Raw genomic sequence first — 4,549 nt, forward strand, 5'->3', positions numbered from 1 at the left:
CGGGGTACGGCCGCCCTGGCGGCGCGCCGCGACGGGATCGACTACGACACCCTCCCACCGGAGCTGGCCGCGCACGCCGTGGAGCCCGGCGACCGCGAGTACGGCGCGGTGCGGCACAACTACCTGCGCTCCGGCGCGCCGGGCCTGGTGCTGCGGCCGCAGGGCGTGGACGAGGTCGCCTCCGGGCTCGCCTGGGTGCAGAAGCAGGACGTCGAGTTCGCCGTCCGCTCGGCCGGGCACGGCATCTCCGGCCGGTCCACGAACGACGGCGGCGTGGTGCTCAGCCTGAGCCGCATGCGCTCGGTCGAGGTGGTCGACGAGGCCACGCGCCGGGTGCGGATCGGCGCCGGGGCCACCTGGGGCGAGGTCGCCGAGGTGCTCGCGCCGCGCGGCTGGGCCATCACCTCGGGCGACTACGGCGGCGTCGGCGTGGGCGGGCTCGCCACCACCGGGGGCATCGGGTTCCTGGGCCGGCTGCAGGGCCTGACGATCGACCACGTCGTGGCCGCCGAGGTGGTCACGGCCGACGGCCGCGTGCTGCACGCCTCCCGTGACGAGCACCCCGACCTGTTCTGGGCGCTCCGCGGCGCCGGCGGCAACATGGGCGTGGTCACCTGGATCGAGATCGAGGCCGGCGCTGTCGGGGACGTCGTCTTCTCGCAGATGACGCTCGACGCCACCGACACCGCGGGCCTGCTGGAGCGGTGGGGTGCCACCGTCGAGGCCGCGCCGCGCGGGCTCACGTCGTTCATGATCCTGGGCTCGGGGCGGCGCGGGCAGCCGCCGATGGCACAGCTCATGACCGTGTTCGCCGCGGAGGGTGCCGACGCCGACCCGGACGAGGCCATCGCCCAGCTCGAGCTGCTGGCCGACGCCGGCCCGCTGCTCGGGCACCAGGCCCAGCTCCTGCCGTACTCGGGCGTGGTGCGCAAGGAGGACGCCCACCACTCCGGCGGCGGCGACCCGTCGGCGCGGTCCGGCCTGCTCACGCACCTGGACCAAGGCACGAGCCGCGCGATCGAGCGCCTGCTCGCCTCGGGTGAGTCGTACTTCACCTCGATCCGGGCGACCGGCGGCGCGGCCCACGACGTCGCGCCCGACGCCACGGCGTACGCGCACCGGCACCAGAACTTCGCGCTCTCGGCGCTCGCGAGCGACCAGGACCGGCTCAACCAGGCGTGGGACGGCGAGATCGGGCCCATGATGGACGGCTCGTACCTGTCCTTCGACACCGACAGCAGGCCCGAGCGGCTGCTGGAGGCGTTCCCGGAGCCGACCCTCACGCGACTGCGTCGGGTGAAGGCGGTCTACGATCCGTCGAACGTGTTCCGGACCAACTTCCCGATCCCGCCGGCGGAACCGGCGGAGGTCTGCTCGGGAAGCGACGCCTGACTCGTCCGCCTTGTCACGCATGGTTGTGGATAACTTCACCCGCGCGTGGGTGAGAACCCGTAGGTTCGATCGCGTCCGGTTCAGCCGGACGCGATCTGACCGCCACACCACCGCAGGGGAACCGATGAACCTTGTCGCCGCCTCGCGCCTTGCGCGCGAACTGATGGACCAGCACGGGCTGAAGGCCTGGACGTTCGAGTTCGACGACGCCGTGCGGCGCGCCGGGATGTGCAGCTACGGAAAACAGCGCATCAGCCTGTCGGCGCCGCTCACCCGCATCCACGACGAGCGGGAGGTGCGGGACACCATCCTGCACGAGGTGGCGCACGCTCTCGCGGGTCCCAAGGCCAAGCACGGGCCGGCCTGGCGCGAGGTGGCGGTGCGGATCGGGTGCTCCGGACGGCGCTGCGTGGACCCGTCGGCGCCGTCGATCGACGGGCCATGGGTGGGCACGTGCCCGTCCGGCCACCGGGCCACCCGGTTCCGGCGGCCGTCCGGCATCATGTCCTGCCGCTCGTGCGGGCCCCGGTTCGCCCTGGCCAACCTCATCGCCTGGACCTACAAGGGGCGCAACGCGGCGATGGGGGAGCGGTACGACAGCCAGCTGCGCGGAGCGTTCCGCGAGGTGGGCGAGGCTCCGGCCACCGGGCCGGGCGCCGAGGAGCGCGTGGCACGGGCCGCACGGGAGCGGGCGTCCGGCACCGTCATGGAGCCGTTCGACCTCGGCGCGCTACGTTGACCTCATGGCTACGTCGTCCGCTCTCACTCTCCCGCCCGGCGCAGCCGGCTCCCGCATCGTCGGTCTGGGGCACCACCAGCCACCGCGCACGCTCACGAACGACGACATCGCGCAGCGGGTCGAGACCAACGACGAGTGGATCCGGTCGCGCACCGGCATCGTGACGCGGCACGTCGCCGCGGACGACGTCACCGTCGCCGACATGGCGACGGCGGCCGCCGAGCATGCGCTGGCCGACGCCGGCCTGACCGCCGCCGACGTCGACCTGGTGATCGTCGCGACCGCCACGAACGACGACCGCTCGCCGAACACGGCGGGCCGGGTCGCCTACGCACTGCACACCGGCGTCCAGCCCGGTGCCTCCACGCCCGAGGGCGAGGAGGCGCCGGACCTGCGCGGCGTCGTGGGTCCGGCGGCGCTGGACCTCAACGTGGCGTGCTCCGGGTTCGCGCACGGCATCGGGGTGGCCGACCAGGCCATCCGCACCGGCTCCGCGCGCACCGCGCTGGTGGTCGGCGCCGAGAAGCTCACGGCGTACACCGACTGGACCGACCGCTCGACCTGCATCCTCACGGCGGACGGCGCGGGCGCGGCCGTGCTCCAGGCGGCGGACGCGCCCGCCGTCGGGCCCGTCGTGTGGGGCACCGAGCCGGAGCTGACGCCCGCGGTGCGGATCGAGGCGCCCGAGGTCAAGTTCCAGCAGGACGGCCGCTCGGTGTTCAAGTGGGCCATCACGCGGGCCGCCGACCGGGCGCGGGACGTCGTGGCGGCGTCCGGGCTGAGCCTCGACGACATCGAGGTGCTCGTGGCGCACCAGGCCAACCTGCGGATCATCGAACCGTTGGCCAAGGCGCTCGGCATGGAGGGCAAGGTCGTCGTGACGGACATCACGGAGTCGGGCAACACGTCGGCGGCGTCGATCCCGCTGGGGCTGTCCAAGTGGTGGCACGCGGGCAAGATCCCGGCGGGCGTGCCCGCGCTGCTGTTCGGGTTCGGCGGCGGGTTCGCGTGGGCCGGCCAGGTGGTGATCACACCGGAGCGGTGACCGGTTCCGACCCGGCAGGTGGTTGCCGGGATCGGGACGATACGTGGCCGGGAGGGCATGGACAGCGCTTTCCCAGCGTCGTATCGTTTCAATCCCATCCACCCGACGTCGACGACGACCGAAGGAGCTCTCCACCGATGCCTGAGCCGACCACCGAGCCGATCACCGGTCCGACCCATGAGCCCGTTCCGCCGTCGGGGCCGCTGCCCGAGGGCCGCCGCCGCTACGCGGTGGTCGGTACCGGGCACCGCGCGTCGATGTACGTCGACGCCCTGATCGGCACGCACGCCCCCGACGGCGAGATCGTCGCCTGGGTCGAGCCCAACCCTGTGCGCGCCGCGGCCTACGAGGCGCGGGTCGCGGCCGCGCTCGGCGGCATCCGCCCCGTGTACCAGCCCGACGACCTGGAGAAGGCGATCGCGGAGCACTCCGTGGACCGCGTGATCGTCACCTCGGTCGACCGTACCCACGCCGACCTGGTCACCCGCGCCCTGCGGGCCGGCGCCGACGTCGTCGTGGAGAAGCCCATCGCGGCGCACCCCGACCAGGCCCGGCAGATCGTCGACGCCGTGGCCGAGACGGGCCGCGACCTGGTCACGACGTTCAACTACCGCTACTCGCCCCGCAACAGCGCGCTGCGCGAGGTGATCGCCAGCGGTGAGATCGGGCGCGTGCTGTCGGTCCACTTCGACTGGGCGCTGGACACCGTGCACGGCGCCGACTACTTCCGCCGCTGGCACCGCGAGAAGGTGAACAACGGCGGCCTGCTGGTGCACAAGTCGAGCCACCACTTCGACCTGGTCAACTGGTGGATCGACGGCGTGCCGCGGCGCGTCTTCGCCTCGGGCGGACGGCGCTTCTACGGCGACGACGGCGCCCACGAGACGGGCTACGAGCCCACGGCCGGCGAGCGCGCCCTGAACGACGTCGGCATCGATCCCTGGCAGCTCGACGTGGAGAACAACGAGTGGCTGTCCGCCCTGTACGGGCCGGAGGCCCAGGCGGTGGACGGCTACGTGCGCAACCGGTCGGTCTTCGACGCGGGTATCACCACCGAGGACACGCTCGGGCTGGTCGTCGAGTACGAGGGCGGCGCGCTGATGACCTACTCGCTCACCGCCCACTCGCCGTGGGAGGGCTACCGCGTGGTGGTCAACGGCACGCGCGGCCGGGCGGAGCTGGAGGTCGTCGAGCGTGGCTCCGTGGAGTTCGGCGACGGCCGGGCCGCGATCCTCGACCCGAGCGCCACCGAGGTGTTCGAGGAGGACGTGGTGCGGCCCATCGGCGAGCGGCTCGTGGTGCAGCGGCACTGGGAGCGTGCCGAGGAGCGGCCGATCGTGCGCGGCGGCGGCGGGCACGGCGGCGGCGACGCG

At 73.4% G+C, this 4,549-nt stretch carries 4 protein-coding genes; all 4 read left to right on the forward strand.

Translation table 11 applies throughout. The features are described from left to right. A partial coding sequence (locus tag PROKR_RS15025; protein WP_157602147.1) for an FAD-binding oxidoreductase occupies positions 1-1,392 on the forward strand: 1,392 nt, incomplete at its 5' end. 124 nt (positions 1,393-1,516) lie between these two features. Further along, positions 1,517-2,131, forward strand: a complete 615-nt coding sequence (locus PROKR_RS15030; RefSeq protein ID WP_036964448.1) for a SprT-like domain-containing protein — start codon at positions 1,517-1,519, stop codon at positions 2,129-2,131. Between the two features lie 4 nt (positions 2,132-2,135). Further along, a complete protein-coding gene (locus PROKR_RS15035) occupies positions 2,136-3,176 on the forward strand; it encodes a 3-oxoacyl-[acyl-carrier-protein] synthase III C-terminal domain-containing protein (protein WP_051433023.1) in 1,041 nt (346 codons plus the stop codon). Between the two features lie 137 nt (positions 3,177-3,313). Beyond that, positions 3,314-4,549, forward strand: a 1,236-nt coding sequence (locus PROKR_RS15040) for a Gfo/Idh/MocA family protein (RefSeq protein WP_036964449.1), incomplete at its 3' end; no start/stop codon positions are given.

The organism is Promicromonospora kroppenstedtii DSM 19349 (assembly GCF_000515355.1).
Classification (GTDB): domain Bacteria; phylum Actinomycetota; class Actinomycetes; order Actinomycetales; family Cellulomonadaceae; genus Promicromonospora; species Promicromonospora kroppenstedtii.